The sequence below is a fragment of the Ochrobactrum sp. SFR4 genome (genome assembly GCF_019730395.1).
Lineage (GTDB): Bacteria > Pseudomonadota > Alphaproteobacteria > Rhizobiales > Rhizobiaceae > Pseudochrobactrum.
On the sequence record NZ_JAAPBB010000478.1, the window covers coordinates 1 to 329 of the forward strand.

Here is a 329-nt window from a genome sequence, read left to right on the forward strand (position 1 = left end):
TTTTGCAATTAAATTGGGTAAAATTTCATGCAGTGTCTAGATGAGTATGTATCTTTTGCCGAACATTTGGCTGATTTAGTACGACCTGTTTTGATTGAAGCTTATGAGACAGGCTTTGATTACGAGAAAAAGGGTGATGGTAGTCCGGTTACGGAGATCGATAAGCGTATTGAAGCAATCTTGCGTAAAGAAATTCTTGCGCATTATCCCGAACACGGAATTCTGGGAGAGGAGTTCGGGTCACAAGGATTGGACAAGGATTTTATATGGGTAATTGACCCAATAGATGGTACCCGTTCCTTTACTGCCGGATTGCCCACTTTTGGGTC

Annotated in this window: 1 protein-coding gene; it reads left to right on the forward strand. The window is 41.9% G+C overall.

What is annotated here, in order from left to right; all coding sequences use genetic code 11:
* Positions 1 to 27 precede the first annotated feature (27 nt).
* The coding region (locus HBA93_RS19885; RefSeq protein ID WP_286202083.1) for an inositol monophosphatase family protein at positions 28 to 329 on the forward strand (302 nt) is incomplete at its 3' end.